The organism is Aliiroseovarius halocynthiae (assembly GCF_007004645.1).
GTDB classification, from domain to species: domain Bacteria; phylum Pseudomonadota; class Alphaproteobacteria; order Rhodobacterales; family Rhodobacteraceae; genus Aliiroseovarius; species Aliiroseovarius halocynthiae.
Genome location: NZ_ML660019.1, coordinates 195,938 through 219,532, shown reverse-complemented (window position 1 = coordinate 219,532; position 23,595 = coordinate 195,938). Strand labels below are relative to the sequence as shown.

Annotated in this window: 26 protein-coding genes and 1 riboswitch; of the genes, 9 read left to right on the top strand and 17 right to left on the bottom strand. The window is 57.4% G+C overall.

The annotated features are described in order from the left end of the window. Window positions 1-19 precede the first annotated feature (19 nt). Window positions 20-1,192 (top strand): serine hydrolase domain-containing protein, encoded by a 1,173-nt coding sequence (locus FIL88_RS01155; RefSeq protein WP_142851991.1) that lies wholly within the window; start codon window positions 20-22, stop codon window positions 1,190-1,192. A 111-nt stretch (window positions 1,193-1,303) separates the two neighbouring features. Here FIL88_RS01155 and trpB read toward each other — a convergent pair whose 3' ends face one another. The 7 genes from trpB to FIL88_RS01120 all read right to left on the bottom strand — a co-directional run bounded on the left by trpB (window position 1,304) and on the right by FIL88_RS01120 (window position 7,332). Continuing rightward, window positions 1,304-2,551: a tryptophan synthase subunit beta gene (trpB, locus tag FIL88_RS01150; protein WP_142851990.1), complete on the bottom strand. Its 1,248-nt coding sequence runs from the start codon at window positions 2,549-2,551 to the stop codon at window positions 1,304-1,306. A 97-nt stretch (window positions 2,552-2,648) separates the two neighbouring features. Continuing rightward, a complete protein-coding gene (locus tag FIL88_RS01145; RefSeq protein WP_142851989.1) occupies window positions 2,649-3,296 on the bottom strand; it encodes a phosphoribosylanthranilate isomerase in 648 nt (215 codons plus the stop codon). 5 nt (window positions 3,297-3,301) lie between these two features. Then, window positions 3,302-3,652 carry a LapA family protein gene (locus FIL88_RS01140; protein ID WP_142851988.1) on the bottom strand — a complete coding sequence of 117 codons (351 nt, stop codon included), beginning with the start codon at window positions 3,650-3,652 and terminating at the stop codon, window positions 3,302-3,304. Between the two features lie 10 nt (window positions 3,653-3,662). Beyond that, window positions 3,663-3,944 (bottom strand): integration host factor subunit beta, encoded by a 282-nt coding sequence (ihfB, locus tag FIL88_RS01135; protein ID WP_142851987.1) that lies wholly within the window; start codon window positions 3,942-3,944, stop codon window positions 3,663-3,665. Between the two features lie 288 nt (window positions 3,945-4,232). Continuing rightward, the gene (rpsA, locus tag FIL88_RS01130) at window positions 4,233-5,918 is read right to left on the bottom strand and encodes a 30S ribosomal protein S1 (RefSeq protein ID WP_281281273.1); all 1,686 of its coding nucleotides are present in this window, start codon (window positions 5,916-5,918) and stop codon (window positions 4,233-4,235) included. A 200-nt stretch (window positions 5,919-6,118) separates the two neighbouring features. Further along, window positions 6,119-6,688 carry a hypothetical protein gene (locus tag FIL88_RS01125; protein ID WP_246066580.1) on the bottom strand — a complete coding sequence of 190 codons (570 nt, stop codon included), beginning with the start codon at window positions 6,686-6,688 and terminating at the stop codon, window positions 6,119-6,121. A 41-nt stretch (window positions 6,689-6,729) separates the two neighbouring features. Further along, entirely contained in the window at window positions 6,730-7,332 is a 603-nt protein-coding gene (locus tag FIL88_RS01120) for a (d)CMP kinase (RefSeq protein WP_142851984.1), read from the bottom strand. Between the two features lie 144 nt (window positions 7,333-7,476). Between FIL88_RS01120 and FIL88_RS01115 the strand changes: the two genes are divergently transcribed. Further along, window positions 7,477-7,863, top strand: a complete 387-nt coding sequence (locus FIL88_RS01115; RefSeq protein ID WP_246066579.1) for a MarR family winged helix-turn-helix transcriptional regulator — start codon at window positions 7,477-7,479, stop codon at window positions 7,861-7,863. Then, complete coding sequence (locus tag FIL88_RS01110) at window positions 7,860-8,486, top strand: cysteine hydrolase family protein (RefSeq protein WP_142851982.1); 627 nt, start codon at window positions 7,860-7,862, stop codon at window positions 8,484-8,486. The genes FIL88_RS01115 and FIL88_RS01110 overlap by 4 nt, the downstream gene beginning before the upstream one ends. A 27-nt stretch (window positions 8,487-8,513) precedes the next feature. Here the strand turns inward: FIL88_RS01110 and aroA are convergent, their stop codons facing one another. From aroA to miaB, 9 genes are all read right to left on the bottom strand, one after another. Further along, window positions 8,514-9,866 (bottom strand): 3-phosphoshikimate 1-carboxyvinyltransferase, encoded by a 1,353-nt coding sequence (gene aroA, locus FIL88_RS01105; RefSeq protein ID WP_142851981.1) that lies wholly within the window; start codon window positions 9,864-9,866, stop codon window positions 8,514-8,516. 125 nt (window positions 9,867-9,991) lie between these two features. Further along, the gene (gene trmB / locus FIL88_RS01100; protein ID WP_185960802.1) at window positions 9,992-10,705 is read right to left on the bottom strand and encodes a tRNA (guanosine(46)-N7)-methyltransferase TrmB; all 714 of its coding nucleotides are present in this window, start codon (window positions 10,703-10,705) and stop codon (window positions 9,992-9,994) included. Continuing rightward, on the bottom strand, window positions 10,702-11,292 hold the full coding sequence (locus FIL88_RS01095; protein WP_142851979.1) for a P-loop NTPase family protein: 591 nt from the start codon (window positions 11,290-11,292) through the stop codon (window positions 10,702-10,704). The genes trmB and FIL88_RS01095 overlap by 4 nt, the downstream gene beginning before the upstream one ends. A 67-nt stretch (window positions 11,293-11,359) precedes the next feature. Beyond that, entirely contained in the window at window positions 11,360-12,526 is a 1,167-nt protein-coding gene (gene metK / locus FIL88_RS01090) for a methionine adenosyltransferase (protein ID WP_142851978.1), read from the bottom strand. Between the two features lie 6 nt (window positions 12,527-12,532). Further along, window positions 12,533-12,581: riboswitch (SAM-SAH riboswitch) on the bottom strand. A 39-nt stretch (window positions 12,582-12,620) separates the two neighbouring features. Beyond that, window positions 12,621-14,141 (bottom strand): apolipoprotein N-acyltransferase, encoded by a 1,521-nt coding sequence (lnt, locus tag FIL88_RS01085; RefSeq protein ID WP_142851977.1) that lies wholly within the window; start codon window positions 14,139-14,141, stop codon window positions 12,621-12,623. Next, on the bottom strand, window positions 14,134-15,039 hold the full coding sequence (locus FIL88_RS01080) for a hemolysin family protein (protein WP_142851976.1): 906 nt from the start codon (window positions 15,037-15,039) through the stop codon (window positions 14,134-14,136). Before FIL88_RS01080 ends, lnt begins: the two co-directional genes overlap by 8 nt. Before the next feature lie 32 nt (window positions 15,040-15,071). Further along, window positions 15,072-15,566 carry an rRNA maturation RNase YbeY gene (ybeY, locus tag FIL88_RS01075; RefSeq protein ID WP_142851975.1) on the bottom strand — a complete coding sequence of 165 codons (495 nt, stop codon included), beginning with the start codon at window positions 15,564-15,566 and terminating at the stop codon, window positions 15,072-15,074. Between the two features lies 1 nt (window position 15,567). Continuing rightward, window positions 15,568-16,617 carry a PhoH family protein gene (locus tag FIL88_RS01070; RefSeq protein WP_407642307.1) on the bottom strand — a complete coding sequence of 350 codons (1,050 nt, stop codon included), beginning with the start codon at window positions 16,615-16,617 and terminating at the stop codon, window positions 15,568-15,570. A 106-nt stretch (window positions 16,618-16,723) separates the two neighbouring features. Continuing rightward, window positions 16,724-18,049, bottom strand: a complete 1,326-nt coding sequence (gene miaB, locus FIL88_RS01065) for a tRNA (N6-isopentenyl adenosine(37)-C2)-methylthiotransferase MiaB (protein ID WP_142851974.1) — start codon at window positions 18,047-18,049, stop codon at window positions 16,724-16,726. A 148-nt stretch (window positions 18,050-18,197) separates the two neighbouring features. On the opposite strand from miaB, the gene FIL88_RS01060 reads away from it, so the two are divergent. Beyond that, window positions 18,198-19,061, top strand: coding sequence for a glycosyltransferase family protein (locus FIL88_RS01060; RefSeq protein ID WP_142851973.1), 864 nt, complete (start codon window positions 18,198-18,200; stop codon window positions 19,059-19,061). A gap of 110 nt (window positions 19,062-19,171) precedes the next feature. Beyond that, window positions 19,172-19,600 (top strand): FKBP-type peptidyl-prolyl cis-trans isomerase, encoded by a 429-nt coding sequence (locus FIL88_RS01055; RefSeq protein WP_142851972.1) that lies wholly within the window; start codon window positions 19,172-19,174, stop codon window positions 19,598-19,600. Window positions 19,601-19,715: 115 nt separating this feature from the next. Here the strand turns inward: FIL88_RS01055 and irrA are convergent, their stop codons facing one another. Continuing rightward, complete coding sequence (gene irrA, locus FIL88_RS01050) at window positions 19,716-20,132, bottom strand: iron response transcriptional regulator IrrA (protein ID WP_142851971.1); 417 nt, start codon at window positions 20,130-20,132, stop codon at window positions 19,716-19,718. A gap of 185 nt (window positions 20,133-20,317) precedes the next feature. On the opposite strand from irrA, the gene fabA reads away from it, so the two are divergent. The 4 genes from fabA to FIL88_RS01030 all read left to right on the top strand — a co-directional run bounded on the left by fabA (window position 20,318) and on the right by FIL88_RS01030 (window position 23,491). Next, a complete protein-coding gene (gene fabA, locus FIL88_RS01045; protein ID WP_142851970.1) occupies window positions 20,318-20,827 on the top strand; it encodes a bifunctional 3-hydroxydecanoyl-ACP dehydratase/trans-2-decenoyl-ACP isomerase in 510 nt (169 codons plus the stop codon). Window positions 20,828-20,837: 10 nt separating this feature from the next. After that, the gene (locus FIL88_RS01040; RefSeq protein ID WP_142851969.1) at window positions 20,838-21,371 is read left to right on the top strand and encodes a hypothetical protein; all 534 of its coding nucleotides are present in this window, start codon (window positions 20,838-20,840) and stop codon (window positions 21,369-21,371) included. Window positions 21,372-21,463: 92 nt separating this feature from the next. Beyond that, a complete protein-coding gene (fabB, locus tag FIL88_RS01035) occupies window positions 21,464-22,693 on the top strand; it encodes a beta-ketoacyl-ACP synthase I (protein WP_142851968.1) in 1,230 nt (409 codons plus the stop codon). 9 nt (window positions 22,694-22,702) lie between these two features. Continuing rightward, entirely contained in the window at window positions 22,703-23,491 is a 789-nt protein-coding gene (locus tag FIL88_RS01030) for an enoyl-ACP reductase FabI (RefSeq protein ID WP_142851967.1), read from the top strand. The last annotated feature ends 104 nt before the right edge of the window (window positions 23,492-23,595 follow it).

Here is a 23,595-nt window from a genome sequence, read left to right as displayed (position 1 = left end):
TTCGAACATCGGAGGCCACATGCGTACTGTCTTGAAATACCTTTTCCGCACCATTCTTGCCCTTTTCGTGCTTCTGATCCTTGCGGGTCTTTGGAAACGCGAACAGATCACCCGGCTTCTTGCAGTGAATTCTCTGTTCTCGGAAGAAAAGATCGTGGGCAACTTTTCCAACATGGATAGCGCATTTTTGACGCGCAGCATGTCACGTGGGGATGGGTCGGTTGCCCCATTGCCCGCGGGGGGAAACTGGTCGCCGGATGAGACAGTGAACACCTGGATCAAGGATCGCGCGGTCACTGGGTTGGTGGTGCTAAAAGACGGGCAGCTGCGCCATGAAAGCTATTACCTTGGCACCGGGCCGGATGACCGGCGGATCAGTTGGTCCATGGCGAAAAGCTATTTGTCTGCCTTGGTGGGCATCATGCTAGAGCAAGGTGCCATCGCATCTTTGGACGATCCGGTCGAAACATACGCCCCAGAACTGAGGGGCAGCGCATATGCGGGCGCAAGCGTGCGAAACGTGCTGAACATGGCGTCTGGCGTCGTGTTTAACGAGGATTATCTGGACTTCAATTCCGACATCAACCGCATGGGCCGTGTATTGGCATTGGGGCGGTCAATGGATCAATTTGCGGCTGGGCTTCAGGACAGTTTTGCGCCTGCGGGTGAGACATGGCAATATGTTTCGATCGACACGCATGTGATCGGGATGGTGGTGCGCGGCGCGACCGGGCGTAGCATTCCAGACCTTCTGCAAGAGCATGTCATCGCCCCGATGGGGCTTGAGGCGGATCCCTATTACCTGACCGACGGATATGGCGTCGCATTTGTCTTGGGCGGGCTGAACCTGACGACCCGCGACTATGCCCGGTTCGGAGAGATGTTTCGCCAAGACGGCGTGTGGAACGGACAACAAATCGTGCCTACCGATTGGATCGCAGCATCGACCCGCCCATCAGCGCCAACGGCCAACGGAAACGAACAATACGGGTACCAGTGGTGGATGGCTCCGGACGCAACCGAGGGCGAATATTACGCGCGCGGCATTTATGGACAGTATATCTATATCGACAAGGCCCGCGGCGTCGTGATCGCCCTTAACAGTGCCGATCGCGGGTTCCGTGGTGACGGCGTAAACGACAACAACATCGCAATATTCCGGCGCATCGCAGCAGAGGTCGAAGCGCGATAGCCCACGGCGCATATCGGTCTGCTCCAGAGTCCATAATCAATACGAAATAGAAAAGCTGCCGCACCCATGACAGCGCGGCAGCTTCATACAAACCTAAACTCTCGGAAAGATTTAGTCCGCGTCGCGGCCTTCAGTATCTGACATGTCAAACCCCAGATACTTGGCGACGGTGAAGATGTCCTTATCACCCCGTCCACACATATTCATGCAGATGATGTGATCCTTGGGCAGCGTCGGCGCGATCTTCGTCACGTGGGCCAGCGCGTGGCAGGGTTCCAGCGCGGGAATGATGCCCTCGGTCGAGCAGCACAGCTGGAACGCGTCCAGCGCTTCCTTGTCGGTGATCGCCACGTATTCAGCGCGCCCAATCTCGTGCAGCCAGCTGTGTTCAGGCCCGATCCCCGGATAGTCCAATCCCGCCGAGATCGAATAACCATCTAGAATCTGCCCATCGTCGTCTTGCAACAGGAAGGTGCGGTTGCCATGCAGCACGCCGGGGCGGCCGCCGGTCAGGGAGGCGCAGTGCTCCATATCGTCATTCACGCCCTTGCCGCCGGCTTCGACGCCAATGATGTTCACCGACTTATCGTCAAGGAAAGGGTAGAACAGGCCAATAGCGTTCGAACCACCGCCAATGGCCGCAATGAGCGTGTCGGGCAGACGGCCTTCGGCTTTCATCATCTGCTCTTTGGCTTCCTTGCCGATGATCGACTGGAAGTCGCGCACCATCGCCGGATAAGGGTGCGGACCCGCCGCGGTGCCGATGCAATAGAACGTGTCGGCCACATTCGTCACCCAGTCGCGCAGCGCGTCGTTCATTGCGTCTTTCAATGTGCCACGACCACTTTCAACAGCCACAACTTCGGCCCCAAGCAGACGCATACGGAAGACGTTCGGCGCCTGACGCTTCACGTCATGCGCGCCCATATAGACGATGCATTTCAGACCGAACTTCGCGCAGACGGTTGCCGTGGCAACGCCGTGCTGACCAGCACCCGTTTCCGCAATAATACGAGTCTTACCCATGCGGCGGGCCAGCAGGATCTGCCCCAGCACGTTGTTAATCTTGTGCGCGCCTGTGTGGTTCAGCTCGTCACGTTTCATATAGACCTTGGCGCCGCCAAGATGCTTGGTCAGCCCTTCGGCAAAGTAAAGCGGGCTGGGGCGACCGACGTAATGTGTCCACAGATCGTTCATCTCGGCCCAGAAACTGTCGTCGGTCTTGGCCTTCTCGTACTCGGCCTCGAGGTCAAGGATCAGCGGCATCAGGGTTTCGGACACGAAGCGCCCACCGAAATCGCCAAACCGTCCCTTTTCGTCAGGACCATTCATGAAGCTGTTAAAAAGATCGTTGGCCATGCTGCCCCCCGCTCTGCGCATTTCACACCTGCATAGATTGGGGGGGCGTGGTTTTCCAGCGGTTTTTCTGCCCAACAGGGACGAGTTGACTGTGCAATTAGGGCGTTGCGGTATGTGCGTTCGCAATGAAAGTTTTTACCAGTGCGGGATCTTTCACCCCAGGCGCGGTTTCCACGCCCGATGACACATCAACCTGCTTGGCCCCCGTCAGGCGGATGGCCTCGGCCACGTTGTCAGGGGTCAGACCGCCCGCCAGCATCCACGGGCAGGGCCAGTATTTGCGTTGTACCAACCGCCAGTCGAAAGGCACGCCATTGCCACCCGGCAGATCTGCACCTTTCGGCGCCTTAGCGTCAATCAACAGCTGATCGGCAACCCCGGCATAAAGGTCAATCTGCGCTGTATCCTCAGGGCCAGCAATGCCGATTGCTTTGATCACAGGCAAACCGAAACGCGCCTTGACCTCGGCCACGCGTTCTGGGCTTTCCGCGCCATGCAGCTGGATCATGTCCGCCGTCGTCCCGTTCACGATCTTGTCGATCTCGGCATCTTCCATGTTCACCACCAGCGCGACTTTGGCCACCCCCATGGGAACGTCCAGCATCAGCGCAGCGGCCTGGTCGACCGTTACCGAACGTGGACTTTTGGGAAAGAAGTTAAAGCCGATATACCGCGCACCTGCATCAACTGCAGCCGCAAGCTGTGCGGGGTCTTTCAGCCCACAGATCTTTACTGAAATGCTCATGCGATTTAGCTGGTCTTGTCCAGCAGGGCCAACACGTCGTCACCGGTGCGGGTTGCAGGTTCGCGCAGGGATTTCACCTCGCGGGCCAACTGGTCGCGCTCACGACGGCTTCGGGCCCCTTCCGCGCGCAGCTTGTGCTCGCGCAGCCATTCCCAAACGAACCCGATGAGAATCCCAGAGACCACGCTGCCGAAAATGATGACAAATAGGGGCAGAGTGATAGACCAGCTCCACCCAAGGAAGCCCGATAGCTCGCCAGGCAGAATATTCAACGTCACAGACCCACGGTTGGCCAGCGCCACCGTGATCAACACAACACCAAGGGCTGCCAAAAAGGCGTAACGGATGTACCGCATTTGGATCCTCTTACTTGCCGTTCAGCCGGTCCCGCAGAAGCTTTCCGGTCTTGAAAAAAGGAACGTGCTTTTCTTCAACTTCAACCGACTCGCCCGTGCGCGGGTTACGCCCGATACGAGCATCTCTTTTCTTCACAGAAAATGCGCCAAAGCCGCGCAGTTCGACCCGATCGCCACGAGCCATGGCTTCAATGATCTCTTCAAAAATGGTGTTCACAATGCGCTCAACATCACGTTGATAAAGGTGCGGATTTTCATCCGCGATCTTCTGGATCAGTTCAGACCGGATCATTCTGGTCCCCCCAAATTGGCCTATCTAATGGATTTTGCATCCTTATTCTGTCGAATATAGGAGCAAACCAAAGCTGTGGATACAAGCCTTAGGACGCAAGTTGGGGGAAATTAAACAAATTTCTGCCATTTTCTGCGTGAAAAATCCGATGCTGCAAATGCACATCGTTGCTGATCTGGAAACTCTGGCTGCTTGGCATCATCCCTGACACCATGATTCGTAGGGCTTGAAAGCGAAACGGCCCCACGCAATGCGCAGGGCCGTTCCAAAATTTTCAGGCGTGAGGACTTAGTCCTGCTTCAGAGCTGCACCCAGGATATCACCCAGCGACGCACCCGAATCCGACGAACCATACTGTTCTACGGCTTCTTTCTCTTCCGCGATTTCACGTGCTTTGATCGACAGACCCAGACGACGCGATTTCGCGTCAACATTGGTCACGCGAACGTCCAGCTTGTCAGCAACCTGGAAACGCTCGGGGCGCTGTTCAGAGCGGTCACGCGACAGGTCCGAACGACGGATGAAGGATTTCATGCCTTCATACTCGACTTCGATGCCGCCATCTTCGATTGCAGTCACTTCAACAGTGATGATCGAGCCGCGCTTCACGCCGCCAACAGCTTCCGCGAAGGGATCGCCGTCCAGGGCTTTGATCGACAGCGAGATACGCTCTTTGTCGGTGTCAACTTCCGAAACAACAGCTTTGACGATGTCGCCCTTCTTGAAGTTCTGGATAGCTTCTTCGCCACGCTCGTCCCACGAGATGTCCGACAGGTGAACCATGCCGTCGATTTCGCCGTCGAGACCAATGAACAGACCGAATTCGGTGATGTTCTTGACTTCGCCTTCGACCTCGGTGCCCTCGGGGTGAGTTTCTGCAAACACTTCCCACGGGTTGCGCATGGTCTGCTTCAGGCCCAGAGACACGCGACGCTTGGCGCCGTCGATTTCCAGAACCATGACTTCGACTTCTTGGCTTGTCGACACGATCTTGCCGGGGTGTACGTTCTTCTTGGTCCACGACATTTCGGAAACGTGTACCAGACCTTCGACACCGGGCTCCAGCTCTACGAATGCACCATAGTCGGTGATGTTGGTCACGCGGCCAGTGTGCACCGATTCCAGCGGGTACTTGGCAGCAACCAGATCCCACGGATCGTCTTGCAACTGCTTCATGCCCAGGCTGATGCGGTGGGTTTCTTTGTTGATCTTGATGACCTGAACCTTGATGGTTTCGCCGATCGTCAGGATCTCGGAAGGATGGTTCACACGGCGCCATGCCATGTCGGTGACGTGCAGCAGGCCGTCAACGCCGCCCAGATCAACGAACGCACCGTATTCGGTGATGTTCTTGACCACGCCGTCAACTGCTTGGCCTTCCGACAGATTGCCGATGACTTCGGCGCGCTGTTCGGCACGGCTTTCTTCCAGGATAGCGCGACGCGATACAACGATGTTGCCACGGCGACGGTCCATTTTCAGGATCTGGAACGGTTGCTTCAGACCCATCAGCGGGCCAGCGTCACGTACGGGGCGTACGTCAACCTGCGAGCCGGGCAGGAACGCAACAGCGCCGCCCAGATCGACGGTGAAGCCGCCTTTGACGCGCCCGAAGATCGCGCCTTCGACGCGTGCATCGTCTGCGTATGCTTTTTCCAGGCGGTCCCATGCTTCTTCACGGCGGGCCATCTCGCGCGAGATGACGGCTTCGCCGCGGGCGTTTTCAGCCGCGCGCAGGTAGACTTCCACTTCGTCGCCAACGGCGATTTCAGGGGCTTCACCCGGGTTTGCGAATTCTTTCAGATCAACGCGGCCTTCCATTTTATAGCCGACGTCGATGATGGCTTGGCCAGCTTCAACAGCGATGACTTTACCTTTGACAACCGAACCCTCGTCCGGGGTGTCCATTTCGAAGCTTTCGTTAAGGAGGGCTTCGAATTCCTCCATGGTTGCGTTAGCCATGTGGCGTTTCATTCCTTTACAGTCATTTTCACGGGCCGAGCGGTTGTCTCCGCCGGTCTTGGATTTCCCAATTTGGTCAACAGGTTAGACGCAAAACAAAGAGGGCCGAAACCTCGACCCTGCCTGTCTTTCCCTGTGTCGCGGCAATTGCACCTTGTCGACAGGGCGGGATTTACGGGGATTCTGCCTGTAAATCAAGGGCATTCCGTGCGCTACAGCGGGATACCCTTCTTCTGAAGCTGATCAATCAACTCTTGCTGCAACGCGTTGCTGTCACCACCGCCGAACTGCACACCGCCACCCGTGAATGCCGTTCCAAAGCTTTGGGCGGCAACGACCGTCTGGGTCAAAGCGGATACCAATTGCCGCGTTTCAAGCGGAGATAGCGGATGGATAAAAGTCGACCAGATCTGCCCGCCCGCAACCGCATAGCGCGCGTCCAGCACAGCGTCGAAATTGGCTTGCAGCATCCGCTGCATCAAGGCGTCATCCATCGCACCAGCGGGTCCGATCCGAACCATCGCGCGCATGCGATCAGCCGCAGGGTCGGTAATTACAATCATCGGCACCCCTCCGATGACCATCTGAAACCCGTTCCCCTGCGGCTGAAGGTCGGGGTCGATGGCCGCCAAAATCCGTCCAATCCGCTCATATGTCATGGGCGGTTCGCTTTGGACCTGCGCTGACAATTGCATGGGACTGACAATTGCAAGGCATACAGCAAGAACAAGGAAATTGGCAAAGCGCATCAGCTGACCTCCGATTGGGTCAACAATAGCCACCTCGGATGTCACATGCGATGCACAGTGTGGTGAAGAGAGTTTCAGCGCTTAGAGGCGATTTGCGCGACGGCCAGTGCCACTGCACCCTCGATCGACAAGTCAGACGTGTCGATGATCACTGCGTCTTCGGCAGGCTTCAGCGGTGCCTCTTTCCGTTCGCTGTCGCGTTTGTCACGTGCAATCACGTCCGCCAGAACTTGGTCACGGCTGACATCGTGATCTTTTGCGGACAGCTCCAGAAAGCGGCGCTCGGCGCGGACCTCTGCGCTTGCGGTGACGAACAGCTTTACATCCGCATCCGGGCAAATCACGGTGCCAATGTCGCGCCCGTCCAGCACCGCGCCGCCATCACGGGCAGCGAAATTGCGTTGGAAATCCACAAGCGCGGCGCGAACTTCAGAAATTACAGCAACCTTCGATGCCGCCTGAGCGACATCGGGCGTGCGCAGATCACCTTGCATGTCCGCGGGCGTCAAAGATTGCGCGGCCTCAACCGGATCTGCACCTTCCAAGACCTTTGCCCCAACCGCGCGGTAAAGCAGCCCTGTGTCCAGATGCGCAAAACCAAAATGCGCGGCAACAGCTTTTGACACCGTACCCTTGCCAGCTGCGGCCGGGCCGTCGATTGCAACAGTAAATGGCATGGCGTTTCCTCCTTTGGTCATTGCTGCATCGCAAATTGGAGTTGCAAAAGAAAGGCTTCATATTGACATTACTACTGTCAATATGACATTATTAATCCCATCATGACTGACTTAAAATCCCTTCTCTGGCTATCGCGCCCCCTTATGCAGCGCATCGAAGCCAGAATAGAATCCGATCTGCAAGGCACAGGGCTAACTGTACGAATGCGGGCTGTGCTGGAGGCATTGACCGAACACGGCCCACAAACCGTGCCCGATATTGCCTTCAAATTGGAAATCCAGCGCCAGTATGTTCAGCTGATGGTAAACGACACCATCAAGGTCGGCCTGGCGGAAAAACAAAAGAACCCACGTCACGCACGATCGCCGCTGATTGCCCTGACTAAATCCGGGCTCGATCAGATCACTCGCATCCTCGAAAAGGAAGGCGCGATACTGTCTGAACTGACCGATGGATTGAGCGCCGATGACATTGCGACCGCCCTGCGTGTTGCGCGCCATTGCCACAGCAGATTGGGACCTCCGTCATGATGTATATCTGGGCCGCATCGATCATCGTTATCGCTGCTTTTCTTTGGGCCTTACTCACCCTTCGCAGGATTGGCATCGTCACGCAGGGGCAACCCATTGAAATCCGCCCGGGCACCGCACTGCTGCTGATCGACCTGCAAGAAGATTTTTGGAACGGTGGGCAGTATTCCGAAGAGCAAAAAGCACATGCAGCCCTTGCAATAAGCGAGGCTGCACAGGCCGCCGAAGAGAATGGCTTTCCCGTCGTAGTGATCCGTCAGGAGTGGAGCCAACCGTCCACCAAGGCGTTTGCGAAGATCTTCATGAAGGGTCAGGGAATTGCAGGACACCCCGGCACACAGATGGCGGCGCCCTTTGCGCAGTTAGGGCAACATGAGGTCGTAAAGCGCGTTCAAGACGGATTTGAAACGGGCAGCCTCGACACGCTATTGGCGCAACTGAATATCGGACACCTGCAGATCGCCGGTCTGGACACTGCCTTTTGCGTGAACAAAACCGCGCAGGCCGCTTTGGCGCGTGGCTACAAGGTCTCGCTGATTTCAGATGGGCTTCTAGGAGCGCTTCCGAAAGCAAACGCCAAGGCGCGTGACACGCTCGAAAAATCCGGCGCGCAATTCATCTGACGAAACTACCGGATTTCAGAGATCACTCTACCCGTTCGACCGTACGATCTGAGCGCCAAGCCCCGACATCAGCGGCTCGAACACCGGGAAGCTGGTGGCGATGGGGCCGCCATCGTCCAGATTGATGGGCTTTCGCGATGCAAAGCCAAGGCAGGCAAAGCTCATCGCGATGCGGTGATCCAGAACGGTGGCAACGGTGCAACCGCCGGGAACTCCGTCGGGGCCCAGGCCCTCGACGCTCCACCAATCCTCGCCTTCATCCACGGTGACGCCAGCGGCACGCAGACCTTTGGCCATAGCGTCGATCCGGTCGCTTTCCTTCACGCGCAGCTCGTGCACGCCGGGCATGTCTGTTTTGCCAGTCGCGAAGGACGCCACCACGGACAAAATGGGATATTCGTCGATCATGGACGCGGCGCGTTCCGCCGGAACCTCGATCCCCTTCATGTTGGGCGAGTATTTTGCACGCAGGTCTGCGACCGGCTCGCCGCCCTCGACGCGTTCGTTTTCAAAGGTCAGATCCGCACCTATGTCTTGCAGGGTATAGAACAGACCCGCTCGGGTTGGGTTTAGGCCGATATTCGGCACCAACACGTCCGAGCCTGGCACGATCAGCGCGGCACAGACCGGGAAGGCAGCCGAGCTTGGATCGCGCGGGACGGTGATTGTCTGCGGCTTCAACTCGGGCTGACCGGTCAGAGTGATCTTGTGGCCTTCATCGGTGTCTTCGACCGTGATCTCGGCTCCGAAGCCTGCCAACATCCGCTCGGTGTGGTCGCGTGTGGCTTCTTTTTCGATCACGACGGTTTTGCCGGGCACGTTCAGGCCCGCCAGAAGCACAGCCGACTTCACCTGCGCCGAGGCCATGGGCGTTGTGTAGGTCACCGCAACCGGTTCACGCGCACCGACGATTGTCATCGGAATGCGGCCACCGTCACGGCCATAGCTTTGCGCGCCGAAAAGCGCGATCGGGTCGGTCACACGCCCCATCGGACGCGAGCGCAGGGACGCGTCGCCGGTAAACGTCGCTGTGATCGGAGAGGTCGCCATCGCCCCCATGATCAAACGCACGCCCGTTCCAGCATTGCCACAGTCAATCACATCCTCGGGTTCAGCAAAACCGCCGACGCCGACGCCGTTCACACGCCATTCGCCGTCGCCCAATCGTTCCACATCCGCGCCAAAAGCACGCATCGCGTCTGCCGTTCCCAGCACGTCTTCGCCTTCCAGAAGGCCGGTAATGTGGGTCTCGCCCACGGCCATCGCACCCAAGATTAGCGACCGGTGGCTGATCGACTTATCGCCGGGCACACGGGCCTCGCCTTTTAGGGGGCCGGATTTGCGGGCGGTCATGGGGATGGCGGGGCCGTGTCCGGACATGCGTGTTCTCCTATTGTCGTGCTGTTCTGATAGCGCAGACATTTTGGCGAGGCCAGCGGAAAGGGGCGTTGCCCCTCGGCCTGACGGCCTCACCCCAGGATATTTGCGACAAGAAAATGCGGGGATCAGATCCGGCGGAAGGTCAGGTAATGCGGGGTACGACCTTCGCGCAGCGCTTTTTGTTCGTAGCGGGTTGAGATCCAGTCGCTCCAAGGGGTGCGCCAGTCGTCGGCCCGTTCACCCAACCATTCGAAACCTGCACGCGGCACCTCTTCCAGGGTTTGGCGAACGTAATCCGGAATATCAGTGGCCACACGGAATTCCGCACCGGGTTTCAGAACCTTGTGGAACGGTTCCAGATATTCAGGCGTCACAAAGCGGCGGCGGTGGTGGCGTTTTTTGGGCCACGGGTCAGGGTAGAGCAGGAAGGCTTTGTCGATGCTTTCGGGCGGAAGCACATCAAACAGGTCGCGCACGTCCCCGGGATGCACAGCGACATTTTCGCATCCAGCTTTGCGGATCTTGCCCAGAAGCATGGCAACGCCGTTGATATAAGGCTCGCATCCGATGATGCCGATATCTGGATAGGTGGCGGCTTGATGTACCATATGCTCGCCGCCGCCAAAGCCGGTTTCCAACCAGACAGGTTTGTCGCCAAATAGCGCCTTCAGGTCCAGCGGAGTGCGGTCGGGGTTTTCTTCCCAATCCACCGCACCGGGACTGAGTGCTTTCAGGTCTTCATCCAGATAGGCCTGCTGGCTATCGCGCAGCCCCTTACCCTTCAGACGACCATAGAAATTGCGCCATGGCGCACCGGATTTATGCGTGCTTTCTGTCATGGGTCGCGCTTCTGACGCGTGGCGACGCATCCGTCAAGCCCATCGAGTACCCCAAGGTGTTTCAGTGCAGTGATGGGATCTGCGGTAAATCGCGAGATGTCGCGGGCATTCGTCAGCCGCAGGACGGATCGTTTGTCGACCCAATGATCCGCGAACCAGTCCATTTTAGGCTTCGAACGCTGGTCATATTTCCAGACCCAATTGAACAAGAACTCACGATCAAACCTCTCGGGGCATCCGTCGCCCATATCCGGTCGGGTTTGGCCAAAGTTGCGTAGACTGCGCAGAAAGACCCGCCACATGCGTTGGTATTTGTTGAGATGCAGATAGATGATCAGGTGCGCCCGTTCCGCCCGCATCATCATGCTTTCACTGTTGTTCCCATCAATGATCCAGTGGTCGGCAAGGGCGGCCTCGTCAAACAGGCGTTTGACCTCGACCCGTTCGCGCGCAACCCAGCCCGGCAGCCAATAAAAGCGATCGCCATGGACCACAGGTAGGTCCAGCGCGCCGCCCAACGCCTTTGCGACGGTCGATTTACCGCTGCCTGAGGCGCCAATGACCATTATGCGGGTGAGCCGTTTCATGAGGTCCACAAAACGACAACGCCCCGCCGAATTCAAGGCGGGGCGCATCAACATGTTTTCGGACGGATCAGACGGCTTTTTTCAGCGCCTCGACCAGATCGGTTTTTTCCCAGCTAAAGCCACCATCAGCCTCGGGTGCACGACCGAAGTGACCATAGGCCGCGGTGCGTTGGAAGATGGGTTTGTTCAGGCCCAGATGTTCGCGAATGCCGCGCGGCGTCAGGTCCATGACCTGCTCGACAGCACGTTCAATCCCGGCTTCATCCACTTCGCCTGTGCCGTGTGTGTCGACATAGGTCGACAAAGGTTTGGCCACGCCGATCGCATAAGACAGTTGCAATGTGCAGCGTTCGGCCATGCCAGCGGCCACGATGTTTTTCGCCAGATAGCGCGCGGCATAGGCGGCCGAACGGTCCACCTTGGTTGGATCTTTCCCCGAGAACGCACCGCCACCATGTGGGGCTGCGCCGCCATAGGTATCAACGATGATCTTACGACCTGTCAGGCCCGCATCGCCATCCGGACCGCCGATGACGAATTTGCCGGTCGGGTTCACGTGCCATTCGGTGCCGCCGTTGATCCACTCGGTAGGGACAACTTCGCGGATATAGGGTTCGACAACAGCGCGCACGTCGTCGCTGGTCATGTCAGCGTCGAGATGCTGGGTGGACAGAACGATCGAGGTCACCTCGACCGGCTTGCCATCTTCATAGCGCAGTGAAAGCTGCGATTTGGCATCCGGGCCAAGCGACGGCTCGGTTCCGTTTTTACGCACCTCGGCCAGACGCTTTAGAATAGCCTGCGAATACTGGATCGGAGCGGGCATTAGCTCGGGGGTTTCGTTCACTGCGTACCCGAACATGATCCCTTGGTCGCCTGCACCATCACGGTCCACACCCTGAGCAATATGGGCAGACTGTTCGTGCAGGAAGTTCATGACGCGGCAGGTATTCCAGTGGAACTGCTCTTGCTCGTATCCGATGTCGCGGATGCAATCGCGTGCAATCTGGCTGATCGAGCCCATCATAACTTTCAAGCGCTCTGGGTTGGACAGGCCAACTTCGCCGCCGATAACAACCATGCCACTTGTGGCAAAGGTTTCACAAGCAACACGCGCGTTCGGCTCTTCCGCCAAAAACGCATCAAGTACCGCATCCGAAATGCGGTCACACACCTTGTCAGGGTGTCCTTCGGACACACTTTCGGAGGTGAAGGTATAGTTCTGTCGTGACATGAAACATGCTCCATTTGGGTCAACCCGCCACGCCAGGAAGCCGTTGCGACGGTGGTCCGGTTTGGTATCTGGCCTTTATCCCGAAAGGTCAATGTTAAAAGCGCTTTCGGCGCAACACAGCTGTAAAAACGGCGCCAATCAGCAACAACCCAAGCGGCAAATCTCCGACCCCAGCATAAACTGTGGCAGGTCCCGCAGCCGGCAATTGCACATCAAGATATCCGGCCTGCCCAAGCACAAGCGAAGATCGAATCTGCCCTCGCACGTCAATTGCTGCACTGATTCCAGTATTTGCCACGCGGATCACAGGCAAGCCGAACTCAATCGCACGGAAACGCGCTTGGACAAGGTGCTGTTGCGGGCCGGAAAAATCACCGAACCACGCGTCATTGGTTATCTGCAAGATCCAGTCGGGACGTTCAGGCGCATTCCTGATATCACGCGGGAAAACAGCCTCGTAACAGATCAGTGGCAGAACTTTCCCTAACCTTCCCATATTCAAAACGCGCGGCCCCGGCCCCGCCGAATAGCCGTGACCAGCGCGCGCCGCAAAAGCCGAAATGCCGAGTTTCTCCAGCCAATTTCCCAATGGGACGTATTCACCAAACGGTACGAGGTGGTGTTTGTCATACGTTGCCGTGATATCGCCGCCTGAATCGATCACTGCGAGACTGTTGAAATAGCGCGGCGCCTCACCCCGCTGCACACCAAAAGCTACAGAGCTTCCCTTCGCAGCGACCGCAATCTTCGGGATAATAGGGCCTGCGTATTCCAGTAAAGCGGGTACAGATGTTTCCGGCCAGATTATCAGCTCTGGTTTTGACATCCCCTGCGTGGGAGGAGCCGCTGTAAACTCGATTTGGCGGGCTACAAAACCATAAGCATGGTCACGGTGCCATTTCAGGTGTTGCGGTGCGTTGGGCTGCACCAGTCTAAGAACCGTTGCGGTATCGGCAGGACGCGGCAGATTCTGCCGATATACTCCAAGGCCATAAGCTCCTGAAGTCAACACCATGAAAGCGATCATAGCCCGCAAGCGCATGGACAAAGCACCACGAGGTGTAAAACTTAGAGCAAGCAATGTTGCCGCTAGAAACGTCAGCGCGCCCAATCCACCCGCCCCAATATAGGCGGCCAATTGTGCGAATGGCAGATCGGCCCAAACATGGCCCGGGCTTGCCCAGGGGAAGCCCGTAAATAGCCGCGCACGGATCATCTCGGCAGCCGCCAAGGCAATTACGAGCATGGCCCAATGCAGTGAACGCGGGGCCATCCAGAATGCGATGCCTGCCGCCGCCCCCCAAAAAAGAGCAAGGCCCGAGGCCATCATGATCAGGGCAAACGGCGCCATCCATCCATAACGCGGCGCATCCACCATGAACGGCTCGACCAACCAAGACAACGAGACAGCAAAATATCCAAAGCCCCAGATCAAACTGAGACGAAAGGCCTGCCGCGCCGAGGTCGCGTTCATGATGAGGTAAATGGCCATTGCAAAGCCCACCAAGGTATAGGCGGGCATATTAAACGGGGCGTGGCCAAGCGCAGAACCGGCCCCCAGAACAGTAATAAGACAGTATTGGACCGGCAAGGTCCGAACAATTCCATTAACCATCAGATTTAGAAGGAATGCGCACGCGCAGGCGCTTGATGCGACGCGGATCTGCGTCGACGACTTCGATCTCGGCCCCACCTGGATGAGCGATCACTTCGCCGCGTGCAGGAACCTGCCCGCACAGAACGAACACCAAACCGCCCAGGGTCTCGATTTCGTCATCATCAGCTTGGTCATGCTGCAAGCGCACGCCGGTTGCAGCCTCGAATTCATCCAAGGGAGTCTTGGCCTCGAGCAGATAGCAGCCCGGTTTTTCTTCGACCCATAATGCGCCTTCTTCAAGGTCATGTTCGTCCTCGATCTCACCGATGACCTGTTCGATCAGGTCTTCGATGGTCACAAGCCCGTCGACCCCGCCATATTCATCAATGACCAGCGCCATGTGAATCCGTTCCGTCTGCATCTTCTGCAACAACACACCAATCGGCATCGAGGGTGGGACGAAAAGAAGTGGGCGGATCAGCTTACGCAGCACAAAGCGCGTGGATTTATTGCCGGGTTTGCCGTTGAACCCATGGTTCAGGGCAAGGTCTTTCAAATGCACAAGACCTATGGGGCTATCCAAAGTTCCGTCGAAGACCGGCAAACGGGACAGACCGCTTTCCCGGAACTGCTCGACCAGTTCGTCTTTCAGAATATCAACCGGGGCCGAGACAATTTCGGATTTCGGGATCATGACGTCTTCTACGCGCATCCGGCGCAGGTTCACCATACCAGGCGCCGAAACTGGGGCCGTACCACTAGCATGCGGCGCAGCATCCGAAAGCGTTACTTGTTCCAGATCGCGGGGATTGCGCGTACCGAAAATACGGCTGAAAAACCCCGGCCTGTGATGTCTTGTGTCATCCTGCAGCGCGCCCTGCGCTGCATTAGAAGATCCGTCTGCGGTGTCGCCCATTGATCCTTTTCCAGTTTCGCGCAAAAGCGCCGTCACTTTTCATATGGGTTGGAAATGTTCATCTTGCCAAGGATTTCAACCTCTAACCCCTCCATCAGACATGCATCTTTGTCATTAATGTGATCATAACCCAACAGATGCAGTACGCCATGCACCAAAAGATGGCTCACATGATGGGGAAATTCCTTACCCTGCTCACCCGCTTCACGCAGGCAAGTGTCATAGGCGATGGCGATATCCCCAAGTTCAGGGTCTTCCGGGGGGATCGGATTGCCGCCCGCATTGTCCGCTGCGCGTTCCTCGGACGGCCATGACAGCACGTTGGTTGCGCTTTGCCTGTCTCGGAAATCTCCGTTCAGCACCGCGATGCGGGCGTCGTCACACGCCAAAAGGCTGATTTCGAACGCATCACCAAAGGGCGGCGTCAGTGCAAGATAATCGATCACCGCCGATGCCGCGCCGTCGGCCAAACCGGTCAGGTCTGCAGCTTCCCAGCGGGGATCTTCGAATACGATATCAACCAACATCTCAGTCTTTGCGCGCCTGCTTGGCCGCACGCACCATCGCCTTTTGCGAGGCGTCGTCATAGGCTTCGATGATCTTCGCGACCAACGGGTGACGCACCACGTCTTTCGAGGTGAAATAGTTAAAGCTGATCTGGTCGATCCCCTTCAACAACCCCTCGGCGTCACGCAAACCACTGTCCACGCCACGCGGCAGATCGACCTGAGACCGGTCGCCCGTGATCACCATACGCGAGCCTTCACCAAGACGAGTCAGGAACATCTTCATCTGCATGGTTGTGGCGTTCTGCGCCTCGTCCAACACGACGAAAGCGTTCGCCAGCGTGCGCCCGCGCATGAAAGCCAGCGGGGCGATCTCGATCTTCTTTTCTTCGATCAACTTGGTGACCTGCTTCGAGGGCAGGAAATCGTTCAGCGCATCGTAAAGCGGCTGCATATACGGATCGACCTTGTCCTTCATGTCACCGGGCAGATAGCCCAGTTTCTCACCCGCCTCGACCGCAGGGCGCGACAGGATCATGCGATCCACATGCCCGCCCAGAAACATGTTCACGCCGACAGCCACCGCCAGATAGGTCTTACCCGTACCCGCCGGACCGATCCCGAAGGCCAGCTCGTTGTTGAACAAGCTTTGGACATAGGCCTTTTGCGCTGCCGTACGTGGTTCAATGGTCTTTTTGCGGGTCTTGATCTCGACATCGCTGCCTTTGAACATCTCCATCTGGTCGCCGTCACGCGTGCCAGTGCCGTCCTGTGTCCCGCCCATCCGGATTTCGGCATCGATGTCACCAGGCTCGACCGCCTTGCCGCTTTCAAGCCGCTCATAAAGCGATTGCAGCACCTCGCCCGCCTTTTCGCGCGCTGAACTTTCACCCATCACGACCAGCTGATTGCCGCGTCGGATTATCTGCACGCCCAAATGACTTTCGATGTGAGTAAGGTTGCGATCAAACTCGCCGCACAAATCAATAAGCAGGCGGTTGTCTGGAAATTCCAGCAGCACTTCGGAGGCTTCTTGAGCTTCGGGTGCTGCGGTCAGGTCTGCTATTCCCAAATGGGGTCTCCTGTCAGGTCTATAACCCGATGGTGCCAAGAGCAGACGGGACACGCAAGCCCCATCCGCAAAACTTCATAGGATTGTCATCAATTGTCAGCGCAACTTAGCCGATAAGTTCACCCGCCAGCGAATTCGGACCACTTCCGGTGATCCGCACGCGCTTCAGATCGCCCACGGCCGCGTCACATTCAACATGCACCGCATGCAGGTGATCGGATTTGCCGACCATCTGACCTTCAAGGCGGCCTTTCTTTTCAAACAAAACGCCTACCTCTTGGCCGACCATGCTGTTTTGAATGGCACGTTGCTGTTCGGTGATCAGCGCTTGCAGGCGATACAGGCGTTCGGAGGCGACCGCGTCATCCACCAAAGCACGTTCAGCAGCCGGGGTACCGGGGCGGGTCGAGTATTTGAAGCTGAACGCCTGACCATAGTTCACTTCACGGATCAGGTTCATCGTATCTTCGAAATCCTGATCATCCTCTTCCGGGAAGCCCACGATAAAGTCGCCCGAGATCAGGATATCCGGGCGCGCCTCGCGAATCCGCTCGATCAGACGCAAATAGCTTTCCGCCGTGTGGCTGCGGTTCATCCGCTTCAAAATCTTGTCCGAGCCTGATTGAACCGGCAGGTGCAGATAAGGCATCAGCTTTTTGCAGGTGCCATGCGCCTCGATCAGATCATCGCTCATGTCGTTGGGGTGAGAGGTGGTAAAGCGGATACGCTCCAGCCCGTCGATGCCATCTAACGCCCAGATCAGTTTCGCCAGCGACCAATCGCCATCCGGCCCTGCGCCGTGATAAGCATTCACGTTCTGCCCCAGAAGGGTGATTTCACGCACGCCGCGTTCGACCAGATCGCGGGCTTCGCGCAGGATGCGCTCGACAGGGCGGCTGACTTCGGCACCGCGGGTATAGGGCACCACGCAGAAGGCGCAGAACTTGTCGCAGCCTTCCTGAACGGTCAGAAACGCCGCCGGTGCGCGCTTGGCCTTGGTGCCGCGCAGCTTAGGAAGGTGTTCAAACTTGTCTTCTTCGGGGAAATCAGTGTCCAGCGCCTTCTCACCCTTGGCCACCTGTTCCATCATCGTCGGCAGACGGTGATAGGTCTGCGGGCCAACAACCAAATCGACCATCGGCTGACGGCGCATAATTTCCTCGCCCTCGGCCTGAGCGACACAGCCTGCGACGCCGATCTTCAGATCGGGCTTCTCGGCTTTCAGACCTTTGAAGCGGCCAAGCTCGGAATACACCTTCTCGGCCGCTTTTTCGCGAATGTGGCAGGTGTTCAGTAGGATCATATCCGCATCATCGGGCGTATCCGTCTGCTCATACCCATCCGCGCCCAGCGCTTCGGCCATGCGTTCACTGTCATAAACATTCATCTGACAGCCATAGGTGCGGATGAAGAGTTTTTTCTTGTCGGACATGACGCGTTTCCCGGGTTTTTTACAGCACAAGCTTAAGTTCCCGCCTGTTACAGCAAAGGGATCAGGCCCGCAACGCTTGCAAAACAGGTTGGTTTCATGAAATTTCTGTCGGTAATCGGCAGACCGCCGCCAACCATTGGATCACACCATGCGCTACGACAGCCTTACCCAGTTTCTTAGTTCATCCGCCAAACTGTTGTCCAAAGGACCTATCGCGCTGATTTTCGTAGAGGATTTGATCGAGGTGGAAAGCACCATACGCCACCACCAACAGGCAGGCTTTCGTGCGCTTTTGGTTTTCGCACCGGACGAACTGGATCTGCCTGACGATTTGGAAGGCAGCATTCACCGTATCACATTTAACTGTTCGGCATCTGGGGCGGTGGTGGACGCCGTCAACACCGTGATCGAGGCCGCGCCAGGCACTTGGATCTACTACGGCTTCAATGCTGAGTACCTCTTCCACCCATTCTGCGAAACCCGCACCGTGGGCGAATTACTGACCTTTCAGACCGAAGAACGGCGCGATGCGGTCCTCAGCTATGTGGTTGACCTGTATGCTGACGACCTTGAACAATTTCCCAATGCTGTCTCGCTAGAGCACGCCTGCCTGGACAAGTCGGGATACTATGCCAACGGGCGCAAAGGAACGGATGGGAACCCACTGGAACGACAGTTGGATTTCTTCGGCGGGTTGCGCTGGCGATTCGAGGAACACGTCCCGCAGAACGGCCACAAGATCGACCGCGTCTCTCTGTTCAAAGCAAAGCCCGGCCTGAAACTTCGTGCGAACCACACGTTCAATGACGAAGAATACAATACCTATTCCTGTCCGTGGCACCACAACATCACAGTCGCCGTCGCCAGCTTTCGCACAGCCAAAGCGCTGAAAACAAACGCAGGATCAAAGCACGACATACGAAGCTTCAACTGGCACAACACCACGAAATTCCAGTGGAATTCGCAGCAACTTCTGGATCTTGGCCTGATGGAACCGGGTCAGTGGTTTTGACCCCCGTTCCCATCGCGCACGCCATCCAGTAAACACCTAGCACACAACGAGCACCCGCCGCGTCATCGCCTCGGCCTCGTCCATTCATTTCCTGACATAACGAGGTTTCCATGACTGAAGTCACGCAAGGCGCGAAGGTGCGCATTCATTATACTGGCACGCTGGAAGACGGCAGCGTTTTCGACAGCTCGGAAGGCCGCGATCCGCTGGAGTTTGAAGTTGGTTCGGGTATGATCATTCCCGGTCTCGACAAAGCTTTGCCCGGTATGACAGTTGGCGAGAAGAAAAATGTCACCATTGCCCCGGAAGAGGCCTATGGCCCAAGCCATGCCGAAGCCATCTTGGAAGTTCCGCGCAGTGACATCCCCGCCGAGATCCCATTGGAAGTCGGCATCCAACTGCAAATGTCTGGCCCACAGGGTCAGCCCGTTCCTGTCACCGTCACGAACCTGACAGATGACACCGTCACGCTGGACGCCAACCACGCGCTGGCGGGCAAAACCCTGATCTTTGATTTCGAGGTTGTTGGCATCGGCTGACGCCTATGCAGAACCCGGGGGCCGCGCTTGAGCGCGCGGTCTTTAGGGGCTTTGCCCCTCGCGCCGTCGGCGCTCACCCCAGGATATTTCAAACAAGAAAAAGCGTGGAATCTAATCAACTGCGGCGCAGGCGGATCACCACGTCGACTTTGGAAATCTCAGCCCCTTCGGGCGCTTCCGGCAGTTGCGCGATCTTTAGGTCTTCATCGGGGGCGTCCATCAGCTCTTCGCTGTCTTCCCAGAAGAAATGCGGGTGGTTTGTGACGTTGGTGTCGAAATAGCTGCGTGCGCCATTCACGGTAATTTCGCGCAGAAGCCCAGCTTCGGAGAACACACGCAAAGTGTTATAGACCGTCGCCAGCGACACTTTGTCGGCACCATCGCGGGTCGCCTCATAAAGGCTTTCGGCCGTGACATGGCGGTGTTGACCATCCCCAATCAGCAGATGTGCCAAGGCCAAACGCTGCCGCGTCGGGCGCAGCCCAGCGCTGGACAACCAGTCGGCTTCGGTCTGTCGTTTTTCCTGCATCATGATCCGGCTCTTCTGACATCAAACGGATGTTTCCAAGCGAATATAGGGGCTCTGAGCGGCAAGCGCCAATAAAATCTAGCCTTTGTGGATCAGATTGCCGTGGCGCGACCTTACCTGCCCTTGCGTCGGGCTTTACGCGGGTGCTAGAGGGTGTGAGACTGAAATACACAAGATATGGGGCGAAGATGGCGGATTATCCCACAAGCTTTGGCAAGGAAGACCTTTTGAAATGCGCGGCAGGCGAGCTGTTTGGCCCCGGCAATGCGCAGCTTCCGGCCCCGCCGATGCTGATGATGGACCGCATCACCGAAATCTCGGGCGATGGCGGCGCACATGGGAAGGGCCACGTACTGGCCGAGTTCGATATCACCCCCGACCTGTGGTTCTTCGACTGCCACTTCCCCGGCAACCCAATCATGCCCGGCTGTCTGGGCTTGGATGGCCTATGGCAGCTGACCGGCTTTAACCTTGGCTGGCGCGGCTGGTTGGGGCGTGGTTACGCGCTGGGCGTGGGCGAAGTGAAGCTGACCGGCATGGTCCGACCGGATCGTAAGATGCTGACCTATAAGATCGACTTCACCAAAGCGATCCAAACCCGCCGCCTGACCATGGGCGTTGCCGACGGCATCGTCGAGGCGGACGGAGAAGTGATCTATCAGGTGAAAGACATGAAGGTCGCGCTAAGCGAAAGCTAAAGCAGCCCTGATGCCATTTCTGATCGTCCTTGTTGTACTAGCAGCCCTCTGCGTTGGGCTGCTAGTGTGGTTTCGCAGCAAACGTAAAGCCTTGAAGCAAGCCGATGTTATGAATGCGCTGCTTGAAGGCATATTCAAAGGCCGCTTCGCTGAATTCGCGCATGCGATTGATCTCCCCTATCATGAAAGCGCGTTGGAAGATGACATCATCTCGGGTGCCGAGCGCCCCGATGCTGATATGCACCAAGCGGGGCGGCTCATCATGGGCTACTTTGCCCACAATCCTGCAGAGGCCGCCCTTTTCCTGAAGTCATTCAAAGACAACGGATTTAGTCCCGAAGATGGCGTCGACGCAATCTACGACATACTTAACTATGAACACTTCCATGAAAACCCCAACTATGGGCCGTTGAGGCTCGTCTGCTATCGCGCCGTCGAAGCATTGATGACCAACAACGTGCTGCCTTGCTTCAAAAGCGTAGATCGCGCCCGCGTGTCAGAGATGGTCACCGAGATGACGCGGATGCAGGCGGCGGCACGCTGAAGTTTCCGCTCCGCTTCGTGTGCGCAAGCCTCCTTGCGTTTCACCTGCCCAATGCCCTACTAAGAATTGAACGTTTTCAAGGGAGGCCACGCATGCGTCGTGTCGTCGTTACCGGTCTGGGCATTGTCTCGGCCATCGGGAACAACAAGGACGAGGTTTTGGCCTCGCTCAAGGCTGGCAAGTCCGGCATTACCGCCAATCAGGACATGGTTGATCATGGGTTCCGCAGCCAAGTTGCGGGCATGCCGGATATCGACATTGCTGCCCATGTAGACAAACGCACGTTGCGTTTCATGGGGCCGGGCGCTGCCTATGCGCATATCGCGATGAGCCAGGCGATCGAAGACGCTGGTCTTGTCGAAGATGACGTGGTGAACCCGCGCACTGGCCTTGTGGCTGGTTCGGGTGGTCCTTCGACAAGTGCAATGTTTGCGGCCCACCAGACCGCGCTGAAATCCGGCGCGACCAAGCGCATTGGGCCGTTTGCGGTTCCAAAATGCATGGGCTCGACCATTTCGGCCAACCTTGCGACTGCGTTCAAGATCAAAGGGATCAACTATTCGATCACTTCGGCCTGTTCGACGTCGCTGCACTGCATCGGCAATGCGGCCGAGCAGATCATGATGGGCAAGCAGGACGTGATGTTCGCTGGCGGCGGCGAGGAACTGGACTGGACGCTGTCCTGCCTGTTTGATGCGATGGGTGCAATGTCGTCCAAATATAACGACACGCCCGAGAAAGCCTCGCGCGCGTTTGACGCGGATCGCGACGGGTTCGTGATCGGTGGCGGCGGTGCCATCTTGGTTCTGGAAGATCTGGAGCACGCGCAAGCACGCGGCGCAAAGATCTATGCTGAAGTCACCGGCTATGGCGCGACCTCGGACGGTCACGACATGGTGGCCCCGTCCGGCGAAGGCGGCGAGCGCGCCATGCGTCTGGCCATGGACATGCTGCCCGAAGGCCGCAAAGTGGGCTACATCAACGCCCACGGCACCTCGACCCCGGTTGGCGATGTGGGCGAAGTGGAAGCCGTGCGCCGCGTGTTCGGCGAAGGCACCACGCCCCCAATCAGCTCGACCAAATCGATGACGGGTCACAGCCAAGGCGCCACTGGCGCGCAAGAGGCCGTGTACTGCCTGCTGATGTTGGACAACGACTTTATCGCGCCGTCAATCAACGTCGAGAATCTGGACCCCGGCATCAACGAAGGCGAGGTTGCAACCGCGCTGGTGGAAAATGTCGGGCTGGACAGCGTGATGACCAACAGCTTCGGCTTTGGCGGCACCAACGGATCGATGATCCTAAGCAAGTATCAAGGGTGAGGAACTGACATGGCAGGGCTTATGCAAGGCAAACGCGGCCTCATCATGGGGGTTGCAAACCAGCGGTCCATCGCTTGGGGTATCGCACAGGCGATGGCCAACGAAGGCGCGGAGCTTGCGTTCTCGTATCAGGGCGAGGCGTTTGGCGGGCGCGTTGCCCCGCTGGCTGAATCTGTGGGGTCGGACATTCTGGTCGACATGGATGTCACGGATGACGCCGCACTGGACAAAGGCTTCGACGACCTGTGGTCCAAGTGGGACTCGATCGATTTTCTGGTCCACGCTATCGCATATTCCGACAAAAACGAGCTGACTGGCCGCTTCGTCGACACCAGCCGCGCGAATTTCAAACACTCGATGGATATCAGCTGCTACTCGCTGATCGAGGTGGCCCGCCGCGTGGCCCCCAAAATGACTGACGGCGGCACGATCCTGACGCTGACTTATGGTGGCTCGAACCGCGTCACGCCCTTCTATAACGTCATGGGTGTGGCCAAAGCAGCTTTGGAAGCATCCGTGCGCTATCTGGCAAACGATCTTGGCCCGAACGGTATCCGCGTGAACGCGATCTCGCCCGGCCCGATGAAAACGCTGGCCGGTGCGGCTATCGGAGGTGCGCGCAAGACCTTCCGCCATACGGAACAGAACGCCCCCCTGCGCCAGAACGCCACGCTGGAAGCCGTGGGCGGCACCGCTGTTTATTTGGCCTCCGATTACGGCAACTGCACAACGGGCGAGATCATCACCGTCGACAGCGGCTTCCATGTTTTGGGCATGCCTCAGCCAGACAATCTATGATCTGAATTCGCCGCGACTAAAAAGGCCCCAACTGGCGGGGCCTTTCTTATGTGGACGACTGTCAAGCCCACCCAGCAATGCTGCGAGTATAAAGCCAATCTGTC